We start from the raw sequence: 21,263 nt of genomic DNA on the forward strand, positions 1-21,263 counted from the left end.
GACACAAGTTTTCTTTTTTTGTATTAGTTAGTACTTGTCCATGTATCTAAATCTACTAAAGCAGGAGTATTTGCTGATGCAGACTTCACAAAATCTACCCTGATTTTTGTAGCACTTGTTACACCAGAAAGTTTAATCTGTAATTTGCCATACCAGTTAACAGGTTTATTAATGCCATTTAAAATTGTTGAAAAAATAGGCTGCGTTTCTGGCAAATATAAAACTGACGTTGTAGAGCGGTCTACTTTGGTAAATGCTGCATTTGACGGAGATTTGATTACAGCATAATAGGTTTTTCCGTTTTTAACCATGGTTGCTGTTTTGCCGTCGCTACTGATTTGTAATCCATCAGTTGCAGGACTATGCATTAACCAATATACTGTAGAAGATTTAACCGGGGTAAATTCATCCTGAATAGTGATGATACTATTAGTTCTGTTTAACTTGATACCGCGTTTGTAAGAACTCACATCACGGTTATAACAAGATGTCATATCTAATACATAATAAGCTCCTCCTCCGTCATTTCCCTGTTTGCTTAATGTTGCTACACCAGTAGGGTTTTGCTCAGGGCGAGCATCTGGATTAAAGACTAAACAGTTTTTAGATTCTGTTCTCACCTTATAATAAGAGAATCTTCCTATAGTACCTACAGCATTGGTTGGTGCTGCGGTATATGCGGGTGATGCTGTAGAAAAGAAATTTCCGGGATATGGATTTTCTGTACCTAAGTTACCTTGGGCCCAGGTTTCTCCTAGCGCTTGTATAAAGTAGGAACCTGCATCTAAATGCCCGTGACTGGCATTGTTGTTACCACCATGCATACCAATATATAAAGCCTGGTCGCTAGTTAAATTTTCATGGATGTACATATAGTCTACACCGTCCAGGTAGCCATTAAGGGCAAAAGATGCTGCACTTCCCTGGCTAACTAGTTGTGGGTCGTAAAATAATAAATCTGTCCAGCCATTCATTTTTATTGTATTAGCAGAATTTCTGGCCATACATGCATCATAATGTGTTTTTGCCATAGCTGCATCGTTAAAATTCTTGGCAAACCAGAAATAGGATAGAAATTTATTGGCTTTACCTACATACAGATAATCATCTCCTATGGTAGCAGTACCCACAGGACCAGACATTTCATAAGGGAATTTACCGGTTTTTCTAAATCCGGGTTTATTTGTCAAACCATAATCAGAGCTCAACACCCTTTTCATAGATTCTAATGCTAAAAATGTATTACTTAAGCCATAACTCCAATAAGACATTCCTTCTTCACTGGCGCCAGCAGGATCAAATGAATCTATGTATTTTTCCAATCCATTAGCACAGGTAGTGATGATGTTACTCATATAGGCCGGGTCAGTTTCATACATGGCTAAAGCTGCCATAATCATCCCGCCATGGCATATTCCATTCCAATTATCATTGGATAGCTGCCACCTAAAAGGACCAATACCTCTATCTCTCAGATCCAAGTAAGGTTTAAAAACAAAGTTCTTAATAGCTGTTACCAGCTTTGCCCTCTGCTCTACAGTTAGGTAATCGTATAAACCATCATAAGCCATAGCAACAGCTTTAGAGGCTATGCCAGCATCCAGAAAATGACGGCTACCACCCCAGTCAGACCAGGTAGTCATCGCATCTAATTGTTGCCAGCATCTTAAAGCATATTTTGGATCTTTGGTAAACTGATAGGCTAATATCAAATAAGGCGCCTGTTCATTAGAAAAAGTATGAATATTATTGATACGTAGGTTTGCCCCGTCTAAACCCCAGCCTAGCAGTTGTGTACTAAGGATACTATTAGCCTGTGTAATGATGTTATCATAAATAGGTTTTGCAAAGTTATCTGTTAAAACCCTGCTTTTAAGGCTTTCTATCTCTGTTGCAGTAAACAGTAGACGCGGGTGTATACCAGACATGCCCCAGTCTATAAAACTTTTATTTACAATACTTTCTGTAACAGGTATTTTGGCAGTGCTGATGATGCCACCTGTACTAGTGCTGCTTTCTGTAATTTCGAACTTTTGCGTAGAAGTAACTGTTTTACCATTAACTTTTACAGAAATATCATAACTACCTTTTGCCAAGCCTGATGGAATGGAAAATACCAATTGTGTTTTTGATGCTGAAGTAGGTATTGCATTAGTACCACCAATGGTGATGAGGTTTAAATTGGGCGCAGCACTAAAATTCTCTCCATTTACGGTTACTATAGTAGCTTCTTTTCCGGATACAGGAGAAAAGCTTGTTATAATTAAATCGTTTTCACCTGCCAAAGGCATTTCTTTTTCTTTGCAGGAGTTTAAAATCAACAGGCATACTATAAAATAATATATCTTTTTCATTTAGATTATATTTTGGTTAATCAAAAGTAATTAATGAACCTTTGGTACAATTGTACCACAGTATCAGAGTTATGTATAACAGTATCATTAAACCAATAAACCTGAAACCATACATATTAACGATTATATTTAAAACTAAAAGCCCCCTGATACTTGTAAAAGGGGGCTTATAAGGCTTTGATAATGGGTTACCATCCCATATTTTGCAGAAGGTTTCCGTTGCTTTTAGCTATTTCCTGAAACGGAATAGGGTATAAATACATTTTATTGTTGGTTGCATCAAAACTTCTACGCTCAACAACAAATGGCTCATATCTAAAACCACCGCTAACGCTAGCATCACTAATAACACGCATTCCTCTTAAATCTGCATTTTCTGTTACGTCTGCTATTTTCCATCTTCTTACATCAAAGAAACGGTGTTCTTCAAAAGCAAGTTCAACCCTTCTCTCGTTACGTATACGCTCTCTCATTTGGTCTTTGCTTAAGCCGGCTGGTATGGCTGGCATGGCAATCCCTGGTCTTGCCCTGATAAGGTTCACTGCCGCTCTTGCGGTTAAAGTTGTACTAAAGCCGTTAGAAGCTGGCGGAACAACATCTGGACCATAAGCTTCGTTAGCTGCTTCGGCAAAGTTTAATAAAACTTCTTCGTAACGCATTAACACCCAAGATTTTGGTCTGCCATCTGTTCTACCAGGGTCAAAATTCTCTACTAACATTTTTCTTAAATAATACCCTGTTGTTGTAGCACCAAGCTTTGCGCCTATACCATCTACCCCGCCAATAAAAGATTGTACGGTTCTGGCAGTTGTACCTACCAGCCCAATGGTAGAACCATTAAGTACAACGGTAAATGCCAAACGTGGGTCTCTGTTGTTGTAAGGATTATTAGGGTTATAGCCTGATGCTGGGTCTGTTATAGGTAATCCGTTACGCATTTCAAAAGCATCAACCAAATTTTGAGAAGGCGCTGTTACTGCCAAACCGGCATTTGTCATCCCAACAGGATAGTTAGCTCTTTCAAAAGCGTTAGAGCTTCTGGCAAAAGGTCTTGTTAAAATGATACCTGTATTAGCACCTTTTCTGGGTGTTAGTGTATTAGCTGTATTTTGAGACTGAAATAAATCTTTAAAATTATTATAAATGTGTCTTACATGAGCACTATTTGGGTCTGAGAATAGTTGCATCCCAGCCTCAACAGCTTTTTGCCATTTAGTAACGTCATTATTAGGGTTATGTAAAGGACTGGCTGCATAAAGTAAAGCTCTTAATTTCAGAGCTAATGCAACTGGCTTTTCTATACGTCCGATTCTACTAACGTCTGTACTATTTGGTGCATCGCCTCTACCTACAGTTTCTCCGGTTGGGATGCCATAATTTACATAGTGATTTGTTAAAATTGGATATGCGGCATCACACTCGCTTACAATATAATTTACTATTTCATCAAAGGAAGCTCGGGTAACCTGTTTAGCTTGTTCTTCATTTAAAACAGTAGTCACTAGAGGTACTCCGCCGTAACGCTTAATTAATTCTAGATAAAAAAATGCCCTTAGCACTCTTACTTCTGCTCTTAGTTTGGTAAAATCATCTAGATTATCGATATAAGTTACCTTTTCAGGACCAACCGTATCTTTTACAATTTGATTTCTATAATCGGTTGTTTTTTCAAGAAAGAGGTTCACATGTCTTATACCTCTGTAATAGTTAGCATAAACATCATCCGGATTATTAAAAGGCCCCCAAGCACCTGTATTGAAACGTTGTAAACCAGAGGCAACAGGAGAATCAGCCTCATCACAAGCGGTCGCTAGCATAGTATTACCAAACCTATTAAATTGTGGTAGGTAATTGTAAGCCTCCATACCAAATCCTTTTAGATTATCAAACCCTGATTTGAAAAATAACTCCTCATCAAAGTTTTGCTGTATTTCTGTGTCCAGAAAATCTTTCTGACAGCCTACAAAAGTGCTTGCTGCCAAGAGAATAATTGATATATATTTTTTCATTTTCATGACCTTATGTTTGCTTATTATAATTGCAGAGATAATCCAACATTATAGCTTTTAAGCGTTGGGTGAGTTAAAGGATTTAAAATTTCTGGGTCTACATCTATTTCATCAATATTATCCCAAGTATATAGGTTATTACCACTGATGTATAAGCGTAAATTATTAACATTGATTTTACGTGTTAACTGTTTTGGAAAAGTATAACCCAGTTCTAAGGTTCTTAATCTTAAAAAGCTACCAGAACGCTGCCACAAGGTTGAAGCTCTATAATTATTGTCATTAATTTCTGTAGTTAACCTTGGGAATTGTGCACTATTTCCTCTTTCTGGTGTCCAATAATTATCTTTTACCCATTGTGTAGGTTGAATATTGCCCAAAATCGGGGTTATAGCGCTTTGTATAGAAACATCTCTGCCTGCAACACCTTGAAAAAGGGCATTTAAATCAAATCCTTTTAATTTAACACCTCCGTTAAAGCCATACCAAAAACTTGGATAATTAGTATTACCCACTGGGATACGATCATTTTCATCAATAAAACCATCACTATTTTGGTCTTTATACTTAACATCACCTGGTAAAACCCTACCAAACAATTGTTGTGGACTGTTAGCTATATCTGCTGCATCTTGAAAAAAGCCTATAGCTTCTAAAATATAAGGTTGGTTGATAGGATTTCCTTTAGCATACAGGTAAGCATCTTCTCTTAAAGGTTCTTCTATGTTGATGATGTTATTTTTAGCATAAGAAGCATTACCACCAAAATAGTATTCTATATTTTTTACTTTACCGTTGTAAGATAGGGTCAAATCAAAACCACGATTTTCTGTTTCACCACGGTTGAGGTTATAAAAATCTGTACCAATTACAGCCGGAATAATGTTTGCAGGATTGATAAAAATGTCTTTTCTATACTCATAGAAATAGTCAAAAGCTACATTTAAACGTTTGTATAAGCTAGCATCAAAACCAATATTGTATTTAAGGGCTTTCTCCCATGTAACATCAGGGTTTGCTAAATTACCTTCTTCAAAAGTTATAGCATCGTTACCTAGGTTATTACCTAGTATGTAGGTATCTGATCTTAAGTAAAATTGATTGTAAATAAAACGTCCTGCATTACCAGCCCTATCATTACCTGTTAAACCAACAGAACCTCTTAATTTTAAGAAATCTATAGTTTTATTGTCTTTTAAAAAGTTCTCTTCACTCAACATCCAACCACCGGCAATACTTGGGAAAAATCCAAACCGGTTTCCTTTAGGAAAACTTTCTGAACCACTAAAAGCGTAAGTAAACTCACCAAAATATTTACTTTTATAGTTATAGGATAAACGCCCCATGATGTTCTGCTTTGCAAAGGGAACCTGTGATGCTGCAAACTCAAATTTCTCTTGCAGGTACATGGCAGAAGCATAAACTTGATGATTGCCAAATACCTTCTCATACTCTGCACCAGATAGAAATGTAGTACGGTTAATTTGTGTACCCGGCGGTTGGTTAAATGCAAAATTAGGATTATTATCTCCTCTAAGAATAGTATTAAAAGGAATAGGTTCTCCTGGAATTGCTTGATTAGGTAATGGAATAATTTCTTCATAAGCAAAACCTCTGGTTTTATTGTAAAAAGAATAGAAGAAATTATTAAAGTTTAGCTGTGCAAAGGCTTTTAAACCCGGTGTAATAAAATTGAGTTTACCTATTACTTTAACATTAGCATCAACGGTTCTATCATTTAAAGAACCAAAACCACCTTGTAAAATAGAGGCAACCGGGTTGGCCCTGTAACCTTGTGCGCCACCAAATCTTCCGCTTGGTGTACGTACCGGGTAAGGATTAAAAGTTCCTAGTGTTCTCCAAATATCAGCTTCGGCAACATTAGGGTATTTTTTATCTAATGTAGTACCTCTTAAACTAAACTCTGAACTTAAAAAATCAGTAATATCTACATCAAAATTGGCTCTTACATTATACCTTCTAAATTTATAATTGCTATTAATTAGGCGATCTTTATCTGTATTGGCATAAAGCCCGTTATAATCTGCCAAACCTAAAGCCACAAAATATTTAGCATTAGTTTTGCCTCCTCTAAAAGTTAAGCTATAATCCTGACTATTGGTATTTGGCTTTAAAACTTCGTTATACCAATTTACATCTGGATAAAGAAAAGGATATTCGCCTGATTTATAATAATCTACAATAGCCTGACTAGGAAATAAACCAGAACTAATTGCCTTACCATCACTTACTATACCAATATTATATAGCTCTGCAAAATCGCCATTACCTAAAAAATTAGGTAATACAGTTGCTTGTTGTAAGCCTGCTCTGGCATTAAAAGTAATTTGGTTTTTGTCTGCTACTTTACCTCTTTTTGTAGTAATTAAAACAATACCATTAGCCCCGTCTAAACCATAAATGGATAAAGAACCGGCATCTTTTAAAACGGATACACTTTCAATCTCATCAGCAAGTAGGTTATTATAATCGGTTTCAAAACCATCCACCAAAATAACTAAACCGTTATCGCTAAAAGTTTGTCTACCTCTGATAGAAAAACCTGGATTATCATTATCACCAGGCGCACCGGCAGCAGCAGAAACATATAAACCGCTTAGTTGGCCTAGTAAAGTGTTACCAAATTTTGGCGTATTAAAGCTTCTCGTATCTTCTGCCTTAACAGTTGATATGGCTGATGACAATGCAGACCTTTTAACGCTAGGGCCGAACAAAACATTTACATCATACTCTAAAAAAGTTTGTTTCTTTTCTTGGGTGGTGGTATCTGACTGTGCAGCTGTTACCACTTTATTATCTTGAGCAATAGCAGGGAGGGTAAGCGTTAAAATACCTCCCAGCAGTATGCTATTTAATTTATTTATAATCATTTTATGATAATTCTTAGATATAGAAAAATTAATTACCAACCTGGATTTTGTACTAAAAACCCTTTATTAACTTCGGCAACTGGGAAAGGATAGAAATAATGCTTAGGCTCAAAAATCCTTGTCTCATATCTTACAATCCTGTAGTTAAGCCTGTTATCATTTGCGATTCTTTGAGCTTGAGTCATCGTTGGACTAGGGTTTACATATCTATCATTTGCATTCCTTTCAAACAAGAAGAAAGAGAAAAAGTCACCCTTCATCACACCATCTTGTTCTGCAATTTTCCATCTTCTTACATCAAAAAACCGATGCTCTTCTCCGTAAAGCTCTATAGCTCTTTCTCTTCTAATCACCTCACGCATTCTTTCTTTATTACCAAAATTTTGGTCGTAAGTAGCGTTACCCGGTGCTAAATCAGGCAAACCTCCTCTTCTTCTGATAAGGTTTAAGTAAGTGATGATATCTGGATTGGTTGGCTGGAATTCATTTAAAGCCTCAGCGTAATTCAAGTAAAACTCCGCTAATCTAAATATTGGCCAGTAAGCATCTATAGTACCATTTATACCGCTAACCAAGTTAATAAACTTTTTATGATGAATACCATTAGGAACTCCGTTAACTAATAATTGCGGACCAGCCCCCATAGCTTCAAAAGCCCCTGTTGGGCTACCTCTTCTAATTAAAAACTTAGCGGTGTCGTTCCCTCCTTGAGTATTCATTAAACCTGTGTAAGTATACTGAAAACCAGGTGCCCATGCTGTTGCATGAAACCTTGGTTCTACCCTTCTCATAATGTTCTTAAACTGTGTAAAGCTTCCTTCTGTTGGTAAAACAATATCATTACCATTCACATCACGATAGGTTTTGGTAATAAAATTCATAGGCAAAGCCATAACAGTACCACCCCATGAGTAGTAAATTGGACATCCCCATCTGATCAAATTATTTCCTGCTGGAAGTGTAGATCTAGAAAAATCAAAATGGATAATTTCTTTATTGATAGGATCTAAAACTTTACCAGTAGCATAGTTATAACTTTCTCTTTTTCCTAAAGAAGCATCATCTAACAATTCTTTACCATTTGCAGCAGCCCAATCAATAACTGCTTTATTAGCATCTGCAGCGGCTCTCCATCTGTTTTCTATATCATTAGGATTACCGCCTAATACCAAAAGGTTATTATTAGCACCAAAATCTACCGGAGGGGTATTAGAACTGTATAAAGGACTTGCTGCATGCAATAAGGTAACTGCTTTTAGAGACAAAGCTGCACCTTTATTGATACGACCTAAATCTGCTGATGGATATGTATTAGGTAAATCTGGTATAGCTTCATCACAACTTCTCACAATAAAATCTATAACCTCTTGTAAAGGACGGCGACGAGCATCAGGAGAAACAACAGCTTTTTTAACACCACCTTCTTCTATAATTACAATCTGAGGGGTACGGTCTGTAATAGGAATACCACCATATCTAATCATCATTTCATAATGCATCATGGCTCTTAAAACTTTTGCCTCACCTATGGTTTGAGCTTTTAATTGTGGTGTCCAATTAAACTGGGCACCATTTACAAAAGGTACTTTATCTACATTATCTAAAAAAATGCAAGCGTTTCTAATGCCTAAAGTAACTCTACCCAAGTTAAATTCATTTTGATTGGTTGGCCCCCATGATCCTTGAGTAAAAGTATTGGCTACACTGGCGTTACCAATTTGGTCTCCTTCGTCTGATGCGGCAAGTAATAAACCATCATTGGTTCCAGCATCTGATCTATTGTTTCCACCTTCTCCGGTAATAAAACCGTCTACAACACAAGTAGCATAAACATTAAATAAGCTACGCATGGCATTATCCGGATTATTAAAAACCGAATCTACGGTAATAAAACTATCACTAGGTTGTTCTAAATATTTTTGACAGGAGGTACTAAATGCTAATAAAGCACCTGCAAAACCAATGATTGTATTTCTTATAATTTTCATAATCTTTTATTTAAAATTGAATATTGGTTCCAAGATTAAATACTCTTACCATAGGATATACAGCTCCATTAGAATTGGCTATCTCTGGATCGAAATATTTCATTTTAGAGAAGGTTAACAAGTTTTGTCCGTTTACAAATACTCTGGCATATTTTAAACCTATTTTTTTAATGAATTGAGGATTAAAAGTGTAGGCAAGCTCTACGTTCTTTAATCTTAAATAACTGGCATCCTGCATCCAAAATGAAGAAGTAATATAATTGTGTTGGTTTCCTCCTGGATTGCTTGATAAACGAGGATGCGTAATTTTTTCTCCATTTGCATAGCGCTCTGGTGTCCACCTCTCTTTAGCATTTTCAAATGCTGTTTTAGTACCCGCTATAAACGGCCATACCGCTTCACCTACTAAATAAGTGGATACGTTAGCAGCGCCTTGGAATAAAGTGTTTAACTCAAAATTTTTATATTTTAGCCCAATATTAAGACCATAAGTAACCTCCGGGATGTTGGGATTACCGATGTTTACAAAATCGTTAAAATCAATGATACCATCTCCAGCATCAAAAATACCATCTCCATCACTATCTACTGTAGGTTGGTCTACATAACGGATATCTCCTGGTCTTATACCAAACGACTGGTTAACATAGGTAGAAGTCAATCCATCATTTTGTATTTCTTCAGCAGTATTGTAAATACCATTGGCTTGTAAACCTTTTAGTTGGAATAATCTGCTACCGGTATAAACCAAGTTCGGAAATTGCTGAGGTATTTCATCCTGGTAAAGAACCTTGTTACGAGCAAAAGAATAATTTCCATTAATAGAATAAGTAAAATCCTTACCTATTTTATTTTCGTAACCCAACTCAAACTCAAAACCTTTGTTTTCTACTTGTCCTACATTAAGTGGGGCCACTAAACCGGTTGGTCCAAAGGTTACCGGGATATTATTTAATCTCAAGAGAATTTCACTTCTAGATTCTGTAAAATATTCTCCGGTTAGGGATAATTTATCTTTAAAGAATTTTAAATCAGCACCTAAATTAAGTTTAATAGCTGTCTCCCATGTTACATCCGAATTACCTAAAGTACCCTCGCGATAACCAGTGGTAGCATTTTTATTTTGACCAAAATAATAGGTTGGTCCTGTTACAAAAGCTGATGGGATAAATAAGAAACGGTTATCCCAAGGCTCTCCAAACTTATCATTACCTACTTTACCTAATGAACCTCTTAACTTTACATAAGTTAGATAATTATTTTTAGGGATAAATGATTCTTCAGATAAAACGTAACCTAAAGAGCCTGCCGGGAAGAAACCAAATTGCTTGCCTCTGGCAAAGTTTTCAGAGCCGTTATATCCTATACTAAAATCTGCCAGATATTTGGTTTTATAGTTATAGGTTAACCTTCCTACAACTCCCATATAGTTAAATGGTAATTGTATATAGGTTTGTGGCAAATCTCTTCTGCGACCGTTATAAGAGCGCTCTATAGTGCCTAGAGCTAAAGCGGTAACATTATGGCCACCCTCAAAACTTCTACTATAATCTAATGCCAGTTCTCCGTACATTTTTCTAAACTTGGTAAAGGTTTCTCCACCAAAAGTTACGGGTCCTTCAAACTGATTAACTACTGGAATAGGAATGATAGACTCTTCGAAACTTTGTGCATTAGGGTTTACATTTAAATCCCACAAAGGAATTTGTTTATTTCTTGATGCAGCCTGGGCATAAAAGTTATCATAAGCGCCCATAGCTCTGACACTTAAACCCTTTGTAATATCATCAAGATTATATTTTAAAGCAATATTGGTATTTAAATTACTACTAAAATTGGTGTTAAAGCCTTGAGTTAGCATCTGATATAGTGGTGTATTAGACACTTGGAAAGCTTTGGCTATCCCTTCCACATCTCTTATTACTTTACCATCATATAAAACAGGCGACATAACAGGGCTGGCAGAAAGAATAGTCCCGAAAATTAATTCTGTAGAGCTATTTGAATAATTAGAGTTGGTTAAATCTGTACCAGCTTTAATAGAGATAGAAAATTTCTTGGTTACATTAAAATCAAAATTGGTTCTGATATTATATCTCTTATAATTTGGATTAGCGCTAAATTCTTTAAAAATATCGCCTAGCTCATAAGCACCATCCTGGTTTAAATAACCCAAAGACACAAAGTATTTAGCATCCTGAAAGCCACCACTTACATTTAGGTTATATTGTTGCTGTGGCGAGTAATCTTTTAGCATGTAATCCATCCAGTCTACATCAGGATGAAAATAAGGGTCATCTCCTTTTTGGTAACGCTCCAAATCATAATCACTAAAAATTGGTGGCAAACCTTCATTAACACCCGCCTCATTTCTTAGTGTAGCAAAATCATAAGAGTTTAACATTTCTGGTAATCTGATAGGGTTTTGCATGGCCAGATTGCTAGAGAAAGTAAACTGTGGCTTACCTACACTACCTGTTTTGGTAGTGATAATAATAACACCATTAGCGCCCCTTACCCCAAATACCGCAGTAGCAGAAGCATCTTTTAAAATATTTAAAGATTCTATGGTATAAGGGTCTATGGTAGATAATTCTCGCTCTACCCCATCTACTAAAATTAAGGGTCTGGCATTAACAGCATTTATTGTAGCCACACCTCTAACAAAAATGTTGGCTACATCCCTGCCCGGCTCTCCGCTCCTTTGTGTAGCGGTAATACCTGTTGCCCTACCTGCCAAAGCATTGGCAATGTTAGAGACCGGTGCTCTTAAAATTTCTTTACCACTGATAGAAGAAATAGCACCAGTAATGGTAGGTTTAGATTGTGTACCATAACCAATTACAACAACATCGTCTAAAGTTTTTACATCGGTTAATAAAGTAACATTCATGACATTACTTGTTGCTGCAACTTCTTTCCTATTATAACCAATATAACTAAAAACTAAAACGGCATTAGGTTCTGTCACCCTAATGCTAAACTTACCATCTACATTAGTTTGGGTAGCTACTGATGAATTTTTAACTTGTACACTTACTCCAATCAGAGGTTCACCATTATCATCAATTACAGTTCCGGTAATTTGCCTGGTTTGTGCAAAGGCATTGAACGTGAGTAAATTGAGCATAATGAGAGCTAATGAAGTGCTCTTCAAAAATTTCAGCAACCATTTAGGACAACATTCCTTTTCAAAGGAAACACTCCTTAAGGTAAAATTTCTCTTCATATAAATATTTAAATTGGTTTATAAAAATGCAGTCGACTTATTACCGAGGATTACATTTTTAGGTTTGTCTCTTTTTATTGAAAGAGATTTGGTTTGTTTATTTGATACAATATTACACGCAATAAGCCCCCAACCTTATGCACTGTAGTATCATTGTTCTGTACAGCAGTATAGAAATACTTAAAAATGCTACTTATATGCATATTTTGGTGAAAATGTAAATTATTATAGTGTTACTTTAGATTTAGTACGGAGATGGAAAACAAGTTCAATTATCTTTTCTTTTTGAAACAGATAATTGAACTGAAGTATATTTATTGAGCTTGATCCGTGTATAAATAAAAAACACCAATTTTAGAATGTGCCGTACCCGGATAAGATGGATAATTACCACCCTTCCATTGTATTTGTTGATTGGCTGTTGGGAAAATAGTTGGATAAGTTATGCCATCATAATTAGCCGCTGTAACATTAGTGCCATTTAAATTTGCTCTTACAGAACCTGTAGAAGTATTACTAAATTTAATGGTCAAAGCCAGTTCTACAGTTTGTCCTAACATATTTGCAGCACTCACAGTTCTAACGATTGGAAAACCTGATTTCACAACTGGATTACCGCCTGCATCCCAAACATAATCATACACGAGATACTCTAGTGCATTGGGAAGCATACGGGCAACTACTAATGGTTTATATTCTTTTTTTCCGGAAGGCGCTGTAAAACTCCAAGCCATGGTTTGTAATATCCAGCCACCTGTATTAGTAAAGCCATCTGCTGTAGTTTCTAGCTTAAATTTACCTTTAACAATTACTGTTTTGTCTACGCCAGTATAATAAGTAAGCCTTCTGGAAACTTCTGCCCTACCCTTAACATTAGGCGTGGTATTATGTACAATTGCCCAATTGATACCTGTTGAAGTTTGTAACCACCAGCTTCCACCGTTTTCTACATCTTGTGTCCAGCCAGTATCAAAGCCATCGTTCATAAAATCTGTCCATAATACTTGATTGTTATTCCCCGGTTTGGTTTTAGGTAGTTTTTCTTCTTTTACCGCTACGCTTTCGCTTTTTTCGCAAGCCGATAAACTGAATAGGATTGCAGCAGCTAAATAGCTTGCCTGTTTTAGTTTTTTCATGAGAATTTTGGTTTATAATGAATAATAACCAGCCTTAGCTGGCATAATTGGTTATACCAATGTTAACCTATTTAAAAACTAAGCTTATGTACTGCGGTATGAAATTTATGTATGTAGGTATCAGCTTAGTGATTTATAAATATTGTTAAATACACATAAAAAAAGCCGAATCTTTTCAGATTCAGCTTAAACTATCATATAATATTCTTTTAATGTCTAATAATAATCTGCTTCTTTATAACTTTTTTACTATCCTCGTGATAAATATGGAGATAATAATTCCCACTAGGAACATCTCTAGTATCTAGTTTAAGATTCTTTTTATCAGTCTCGCTCTGCAAAGTTCTTATAACTGCGCCTTTATCATTAAATAATTTTACATAAAAAGTTTTTGATTTAGGTGATTTCAATACAGATTCTTGATGTTTTTGCATATTTTCATAAGAAATTGTTAATTCTGAATTTGCAGGGTTAGGATATACCCGATAGGATCCTTCATAGGTGCTGGTATCTACAGCAAAATAAAAAACATAAATTGGATTAGTTTCTCCACATGCTGTTTGTGCCTTCACTGTTATCATATAATCGCCAGGTACATCAAAGTCAAAAACTGCATTGTTACCCCCAGCAGATACTGTACCCGAAGGTATAGGCCAACCATTTTGTATATAAATGTTCTCATCCGGATAAGGGAATATTTCCCAGTTATAATAAATAGCGTTAGGATAAGGTGTGGTTATGGTTGCAATTACAGGTGTATTAATACCTACTACATAACTACCGGGGCCATCCCAAAAAGTATCAATGGTAGAGTAAAACTCGGGTATACCTACAGTTATATCTTTGGTAACAAGAAAGTCACCACATCCTGTATTAATAACAGCAGTAAGTGTAATATACTCATGAGCACTATTGTTTATAGTTATATTACTACCTGTATTTATACCACCAGCAAAAGTAGTATTACCCGTTGCAAACCAAGTTACCGTTGCCCCAATAGATAAATTATCTATATAATAAGTTTCAGAGCTATTACAAACATTTGCTGAACCTGTAATTATTGGTGTGCTGCATTGAAATGTGCAGTCTACGGGTTGTGCATTATTATTTTGTAATTCTTGGGCCAACCAATCACCATTATTTGAATTAAATGAAATATGAATCTCGTTCAGGGTTGAATTATTATAGCCTGTTGTAAAGTTCTGAAAAGGAATATTTTTAGGTGCCGCAGGCGGGTTGTTGGCAACATATTTCATTAAATAATCTCCTTCTACTAAAGTTGCATTACCCAAACCTACGTCTAATGCACTTGTAACTGGTATAAAATTAAATGTTTTTCTGTTTGAAGCATTTATATTATATTTTATAAAAGCAGTTTTATTGCTATTATCTGAAAGATTTACAGGAACATTGTAATAACCACCTGGGTAAGAGTCATAAGGAAGCATGCCAGCAGGGGCATTAAAATCTTTATTGGTAATGGTTATAGAAATAGGTATAAGCCATAAAATGGTTTTCTTATAGGTAATATTACCATGGTAAACATTATTTCCTCCGCCTTGGCCAGTAGCATGTATATTAAAATCAAAAAGTATTTTATTCTTACCCGGTAATATACCTAAAAGTAAAGCAGGTTGCCCTGTTAGACCACTCGCTAAAGGAGCTGCCAGTACACCTGCCAAATCGCCTAAAAATCTTGTATTGCCAGAACCCTCGTATTTTAACAATTCTGCACCTGCTTCAAACTCTTGCCCATTAGCACATTGCGAGCCATTACTAATAGAAATTAACCTTAAAGGACTACCGGGAAAACCCTGAGGATAGCCCATGTTTTTCAGTTCTGTTTGCCATTGGTTATGCACAGAATTATCTATATTATAATTTTTATCTACATAATTAATAAGCATTTGCCTGGAAGCAGGACGATCTGAAAGACCTAATTTATCTAAAGGACTGGACCCGCCCGTAAGAAAATTGAATGCTTCTATATAAGGTGCTGCCGCAGTTTTTAAATATAAACCCTTGATGTGTCTACCAAGATATTGAAAACCTAAGGGAACATTTGCGCCTTGGTGCGGGCTATCATGGCTGATATACAATTTAACCTGATGATCTTCCTGATTATTTTCCATTTCTTTTAAAGCCCAGCGGGCTACCAAACCACCCATGCTTTGCCCCAAAACTATATTTTTCTCAGCACTGCCTGCCTGGGCTTTTAATAAATTAACCTGCCGTATTACCTCCTTTAATAATTTTGCATTTCTTTTAATATTATCTGTACCATCTTCCCAGTCTACATAAACGATATCGTATTGGGGGTTGTCTGTTAAAATATTTTGAAGAGTATTATTATCGCTTATATCAATATTTAAGCTTTCTATATCATCTAAACCTAATAATAATTCAGGAGATAATATTTTACCAGCATCAAACCCTTCTGCAACTATTAGTGGCTTTCTTAAACCTAATGAGGCATTACTATATTTTATAGATATAAAACCTTTAGCATACCTGCCTTCAAAAATTTCTGTAGCTGTAATAGGGTAAGTTACCACCCCGGGTATAGTACTATTAATGGATGGTGCAATATGAATTTGCGAATGGCTGTACAATACCGTATTATTTGCTAAATTTAATTTATAAGATAATACCTTCAATCCAGTATCAGGATAATTTACATTGAAAGCCTGTCCAAAGCTAATATTCCTATAACCCTGCCCATCTCCTGCATCTACCTGTATACTGCTGATACTTACAGCATCATTAGTTTGCCATAAAAAAGCAGGTAACATAATTTGCTGACTTGTTCCCCTGAAATTATAAGCGGCAGGGCTTATAGCAAAGGCTGTTTCTGTTTGATAGGGATTTTGCCATACGCCTGATATATATTTATCATAAACTTTACCACCAGATACCATAATCTGGTTATTCTGTACTGCATTATCTGTGAAGCGAGAATATTTATAAAACAGGCCGTTTAAGATAATTTTTGCTAATTTATTAATAAAAACACTTGTTAAATCAAATTAAGACCTGTTTTACTTCAACGACCTTTCTCAACTCGTATGTGTCTCGTCGTTTGCTCCGAGGTTGATATAGGATTGGCATTGCTTTATGAGTACTTGATATGCTCATATTGCTGAAATTATTTTGTAATTTTGAATATAAAGTTAAGCACATGGATCTACAGACCAGAAAACTAAACATCATCCAATACCTGATTGAGCTTAAAGATGAGAAGTTGTTCAATAAGATTGAAACAATCATTAAGGATAAGGTTGGTGACAAAAAGATGAAGCCTTTTACACAGGAAGAGCTGTTGAGCAGAGCTAAACAAGCTAATGACGATTATCTTGCTGGCAACGTTAAAACACAAGAAGAGCTAGAGATTGAATCAGAAAACTGGTAAGTTAATGAAAGTAATCTGGACCAGCTTTGCAATTGAAAATCTTAAACATATCTCTGAATACTACACTAAAGTAGCTGGAAAGAATATTGCATTTAAGATAAAGACAGAGCTATTTAAAGCCACAAAACAACTTAAGAACCACCCTGATTCTGGTCAGGTAGAGCCCTTTCTTGAACAACTAAACGAAGGACATAGGTATGTAGTAAGTGGGAACTACAAGGTGGTTTATAAAAGAGTTGAAGAAGGAGTTTTGATTACCGATGTCTTTGATACTCGTCAAGACCCAATCAAAATAAACGACACTAAGCGAAAGTAAAATAAAGAGTAAACTAATCCTTCACTGGTTTTACCGTTTAAAGCATGAGGATGTTAGTTCTTTTATAAGGTAACACCATCTAATACTTACGTGATTAGACTTCCTCATTTTTATTAATTATTGTCATTATATAGGTGTTGTCAAAAACTGAACTTTTGAGGAAGGTTACTTTGACATCATTAGACTACTGTAGACTTCTCTAGTGTGGTTTGTCTCTGATATAAACTTTAGTGTGAGCTTTAAAGCTTTAATGCAACTTGGTAAGCTTTCAGTTATTGCATCTTGATATAACTTCATTTTATCCATTACCTCTCCTTCTCGTTTCGTATCTCCATATGCACCATTTCTCTCCCAATATAGTTCTGTACCTATTGTAAATTTATGAACAACGTCATTTCTAATATCAAAACAATCTTTAAACTGATCGAACAATGCTTTTAATGATATATAAGAATCAGTTTCCTTATATATGTTTGGTTTTGATATTCATCGCATAAAGATAGTCATATTTAACTTTCAACATCGGCAGCATTGGAAAGCTAAGAACAAGTACTGGATATCAAAACAAAGAAACCACTAATCATTCCATTGTTAACACTAACGATGTGCAAGTTATCGTCAGCGATGCAAAACCTATTTGATAAAGTAAAACCAAAGAACAATTAAATATGGCGCTATAGAAATTAGGCTTATCAATATATTTTTATCATCTCTTTGCTGACCTCGTATTTCTCTTAACAAGTCAGGTATTCTATTAATCATTAGTATAATCAAAGCCAAAGCTATGGGCCATCCTAAAAAGTAATAAAACATAAAAACTAGCAAACCTAGTGCAATGATATGTACGATTTGTAAAAATCTTAATTTGGATTTGGCTAAAACCATACCAGATTGCACAACATCTTCTTCAAGATATTTAGGTATGTCGGGTCTCTTATAAGTAATATATCTTACTACAAAACCTATCGCTGTTGAACCAGCAAATACCATTACAACGAGAATTAGAAGAACTTTAAGAATTAATAATGTTAGATCCATGACTTACTTTTTAGTAAACGAATATAATAATTGTTAGTAGATTAATCACTCCATCTAATTTAAGCTTGTGGTCTGAACACGTTTAAAGAAATTCCGGCATAAACCCACCTATAGCAACCGCACAATCCATTTATTCCGTTGCTTCTTTACTTAGATTCAGCCCAAAGCTGATTACGCTTCCATAATTAATTCTAACATTTTAATCATTAAACATTATGGAACAAAGTAATGCCTTATTACAGGTAAGTGAAATTCAATTGGTTTATAAGCCAGTGATCAGACCTTCTCAAAGACTCAAAGTTGGTCAAGCATCAGATGTCTATAAGATGCTTTTAGATTCATGGGATATGGATAGCATAGATATTGTCGAACAGTTTAAAATAATGCTTCTGAACAGAGCTAATAAAGTTTTAGGGGTGTCTCTCATATCAACGTGGATTATCGGGTACAGTTATGGATTTGAAAGTTGTGTTTGCTATAACATTAAAAGGAGGTACAACGAGTTTAGTTCTTTCTCATAACCATCCATCAGGTAATCTGAAACCAAGTGGTGCTGACATAGCAATAACTAAAAGAATGAAAGATGCAGGAATGCTACTGGATATTGATATTGTAGATCATTTGATTTTATCGAGTGAAGGATACTACAGTTTTGCTGAAGAAGATTTAATTTAATTATAAGAGTTCAATCAAATATTAACCTGGTGTTTAATTGCCTGCAATATGTTTTAAAATCAAGAATAGCGCTTTAAAATGAGCATATACACGCTCTTTAGCCTGCCTTCTAAGCAGTAGGTCTTTGGTTCGAATCCAAATGCGACCACCCTAAAAAAAGGCTTCAGAGATTATCTGAAGCTTTTTTTGATTTTGGTGGTTTTCTAAAATTAAGGATTTAAGTATTGCCTAATACTACAGAATTCGTAAGTCTTTAATAAGTAATATCTAACAAGCTTTTGGTAGCTATCAAAATGCCTCCTTTTAATTCGATATATTCTTTTGTAGCATTCCAAACAGTTGTTTCTACCTTTTTAGGACCATCAGCAGTCATAAAAGTAATAGTTACTTTAGTTTTAAAAGTATTTCCTAACCGCACAGCATTCACAAGCTTTTCTTGTAGTTCTTCATTATGATGATCTACTGCATGAACAATTTTGTAATTTAAGATATCTTCTTTCGCAATTAGTCCGGTTACCATAATTTAATTTTTAGAGTTTATAATTAATCTTACAACGCTCAATATAGCAACTATGTGTTCTAATCTTTGTAAAAAATATATTTGAAAATGTTAGTTATCTCCTACCGGGATAATCAATCATTCCTTTAAATTCTCTTGAGAAAACGTCTTTAGTATCTAAAGATTTCATGCTATTTAAAGAGCTGCTACTTACAGATGCACCTTTTGTACTAGCTATATTTGAAGAGCTAAAACTTCCGTTTTTAATAAAATTTAAAGATTGCGCAACAGCAATATCCCCTTTATCACCAAATGCCCATCTAATATCATCAAATCCAATGTTAAAATCTGGCACAAAACCATCATAATAAGCCCCCTGTTCTAATGAATTCTGAGTTTCAAACATAGAAAAGTAAACATCATATTTATCTATCCTGATAGGGAAAAAACCAACTGGTTTGCCATAAGTGGGTTCACCCACAATTTTTAAATTTGCACCTAAATAGGGTTTTAAAGAATTAATAACCAATTCACTAGAAGAGGCAGTACCTGGTCCCGTTATAAACACTACTCTATTTACATTGGTCAAACCACCATTTTTTTGAATATTGTAAGTATTTTGCGAAACAGAAAAATTTTCCTGAAAATAATTTCTTCCGATTGAATTTCCTTCTTGGTCTCTTATAGGTTGATTTTTAAGAATTGTTGCTTTTCCTTCTCGCATTGTGGCATTAAAAAATTCTGAAAACATTTTTTTTCCATTGTGTTGAGAAGGTATAATTAAATTTACCAAATGTTCAGCAGTAGAAACGAAACCACCTCCATTGTAACGCAAATCAACAATTAAATCTGTTACTCCATCATTACTAAATTTAGTAAAAATACCATTTAAAGCTGGTATAGAATTATTTTGAGAAGAGAAACGAGCATAAGCTACATATCCTACTTTCTTACCTCCTGTTTCAGTAAAAACAGTGTCTTTTAAAATAGGAGAACTATTATAATTAGTCTTATTAAGTGTATAATTAAATGAAATACCTGTTCCTCTTTTTTTGCCGGTAACTGTTATGGTATTTAAATCTAATAAACCTACAACTTCTTCTGCTTCTTGGTCAAAGTTAGCACCATAAGTTTTACCATTAATAGTTAAAATGGTATCACCTCTGTTTAATTTATTTAATGCAGCAGATGAATTTTCGTTTACATATCTGATTATCAAGAAATAATCTCTACTAATAGAAGTTGTTTGATTACTGTAAAAACCAATATTTAAACCAGTATCATTACCCTCACCATTTAAGTCAACTGATGATTTTTTAGGATTTGCGATAGCAATTTGCCCACTGGCAACTAAATCTTCTATGTAGGAAAACTTTGGCTCGTCTGCCCTTCCATCATCGTTAAAGTCATAAAACTCATAAGCCCTACCTGTAGTGGGGTTAATTTTGTATTGTGTTAATCTAAAAAGTAAGGTATTAAAATTATCTAATTGATTGCTTGATGAGTTAAAATTTCTTGGCTTAACTACACTATATTCAGGAATAGCATCATTCCATAAATAAACTTGCTTGGCGTATAAAAATATAGAGTCTTTAGTAAGCTCGGCCCTATTTGTAGTTGGCGTAGGTGTATCATTACCAGATGTAGCTTTATCTTTTTTGCAAGAAGCAAAACTTATTACTATCAAAAATGCTATTGCATAAACTCTTTTAAACATAC

The 21,263-nt window shown here is 35.0% G+C and carries 13 protein-coding genes; 3 read left to right on the forward strand and 10 right to left on the reverse strand.

From position 1 onward, the window contains the following. Window positions 1-23: 23 nt before the first annotated feature. From B2745_RS05220 to B2745_RS05250, 7 genes are all read right to left on the reverse strand, one after another. Complete coding sequence (locus B2745_RS05220) at window positions 24-2,354, reverse strand: IPT/TIG domain-containing protein (protein WP_304064219.1); 2,331 nt, start codon at window positions 2,352-2,354, stop codon at window positions 24-26. 188 nt (window positions 2,355-2,542) lie between these two features. After that, window positions 2,543-4,363, reverse strand: coding sequence for a RagB/SusD family nutrient uptake outer membrane protein (locus tag B2745_RS05225; RefSeq protein ID WP_304064220.1), 1,821 nt, complete (start codon window positions 4,361-4,363; stop codon window positions 2,543-2,545). Between the two features lie 23 nt (window positions 4,364-4,386). Next, window positions 4,387-7,254 carry a SusC/RagA family TonB-linked outer membrane protein gene (locus B2745_RS05230; protein WP_304064221.1) on the reverse strand — a complete coding sequence of 956 codons (2,868 nt, stop codon included), beginning with the start codon at window positions 7,252-7,254 and terminating at the stop codon, window positions 4,387-4,389. 32 nt (window positions 7,255-7,286) lie between these two features. Continuing rightward, a complete protein-coding gene (locus B2745_RS05235; RefSeq protein ID WP_304064222.1) occupies window positions 7,287-9,242 on the reverse strand; it encodes a RagB/SusD family nutrient uptake outer membrane protein in 1,956 nt (651 codons plus the stop codon). 10 nt (window positions 9,243-9,252) lie between these two features. Further along, complete coding sequence (locus tag B2745_RS05240) at window positions 9,253-12,372, reverse strand: SusC/RagA family TonB-linked outer membrane protein (RefSeq protein ID WP_304064223.1); 3,120 nt, start codon at window positions 12,370-12,372, stop codon at window positions 9,253-9,255. 413 nt (window positions 12,373-12,785) lie between these two features. Next, window positions 12,786-13,607 (reverse strand): hypothetical protein, encoded by an 822-nt coding sequence (locus B2745_RS05245; protein ID WP_304064224.1) that lies wholly within the window; start codon window positions 13,605-13,607, stop codon window positions 12,786-12,788. Window positions 13,608-13,816: 209 nt separating this feature from the next. Further along, complete coding sequence (locus tag B2745_RS05250; RefSeq protein ID WP_304064225.1) at window positions 13,817-16,525, reverse strand: T9SS type A sorting domain-containing protein; 2,709 nt, start codon at window positions 16,523-16,525, stop codon at window positions 13,817-13,819. 260 nt (window positions 16,526-16,785) lie between these two features. On the opposite strand from B2745_RS05250, the gene B2745_RS05255 reads away from it, so the two are divergent. Then, entirely contained in the window at window positions 16,786-17,016 is a 231-nt protein-coding gene (locus B2745_RS05255; RefSeq protein ID WP_304064226.1) for a hypothetical protein, read from the forward strand. A gap of 4 nt (window positions 17,017-17,020) precedes the next feature. Next, window positions 17,021-17,332 carry a type II toxin-antitoxin system RelE/ParE family toxin gene (locus B2745_RS05260; protein ID WP_304064227.1) on the forward strand — a complete coding sequence of 104 codons (312 nt, stop codon included), beginning with the start codon at window positions 17,021-17,023 and terminating at the stop codon, window positions 17,330-17,332. Between the two features lie 633 nt (window positions 17,333-17,965). Here B2745_RS05260 and B2745_RS05265 read toward each other — a convergent pair. Next, window positions 17,966-18,370: a hypothetical protein gene (locus B2745_RS05265; protein ID WP_304064228.1), complete on the reverse strand. Its 405-nt coding sequence runs from the start codon at window positions 18,368-18,370 to the stop codon at window positions 17,966-17,968. Window positions 18,371-18,823: 453 nt separating this feature from the next. Here B2745_RS05265 and B2745_RS05270 point away from each other — a divergent pair, with 453 nt between their 5' ends. Beyond that, window positions 18,824-19,045 (forward strand): JAB domain-containing protein, encoded by a 222-nt coding sequence (locus B2745_RS05270; RefSeq protein ID WP_304064229.1) that lies wholly within the window; start codon window positions 18,824-18,826, stop codon window positions 19,043-19,045. Between the two features lie 253 nt (window positions 19,046-19,298). Here the strand turns inward: B2745_RS05270 and B2745_RS05275 are convergent, their stop codons facing one another. Continuing rightward, window positions 19,299-19,565: a hypothetical protein gene (locus tag B2745_RS05275; RefSeq protein ID WP_304064230.1), complete on the reverse strand. Its 267-nt coding sequence runs from the start codon at window positions 19,563-19,565 to the stop codon at window positions 19,299-19,301. Window positions 19,566-19,659: 94 nt separating this feature from the next. Then, complete coding sequence (locus B2745_RS05280) at window positions 19,660-21,261, reverse strand: S41 family peptidase (protein ID WP_304064231.1); 1,602 nt, start codon at window positions 21,259-21,261, stop codon at window positions 19,660-19,662. Between the last annotated feature and the right edge of the window lie 2 nt (window positions 21,262-21,263).

Source organism: Pedobacter glucosidilyticus (assembly GCF_002483235.1).
GTDB lineage: Bacteria > Bacteroidota > Bacteroidia > Sphingobacteriales > Sphingobacteriaceae > Pseudopedobacter > Pseudopedobacter glucosidilyticum_B.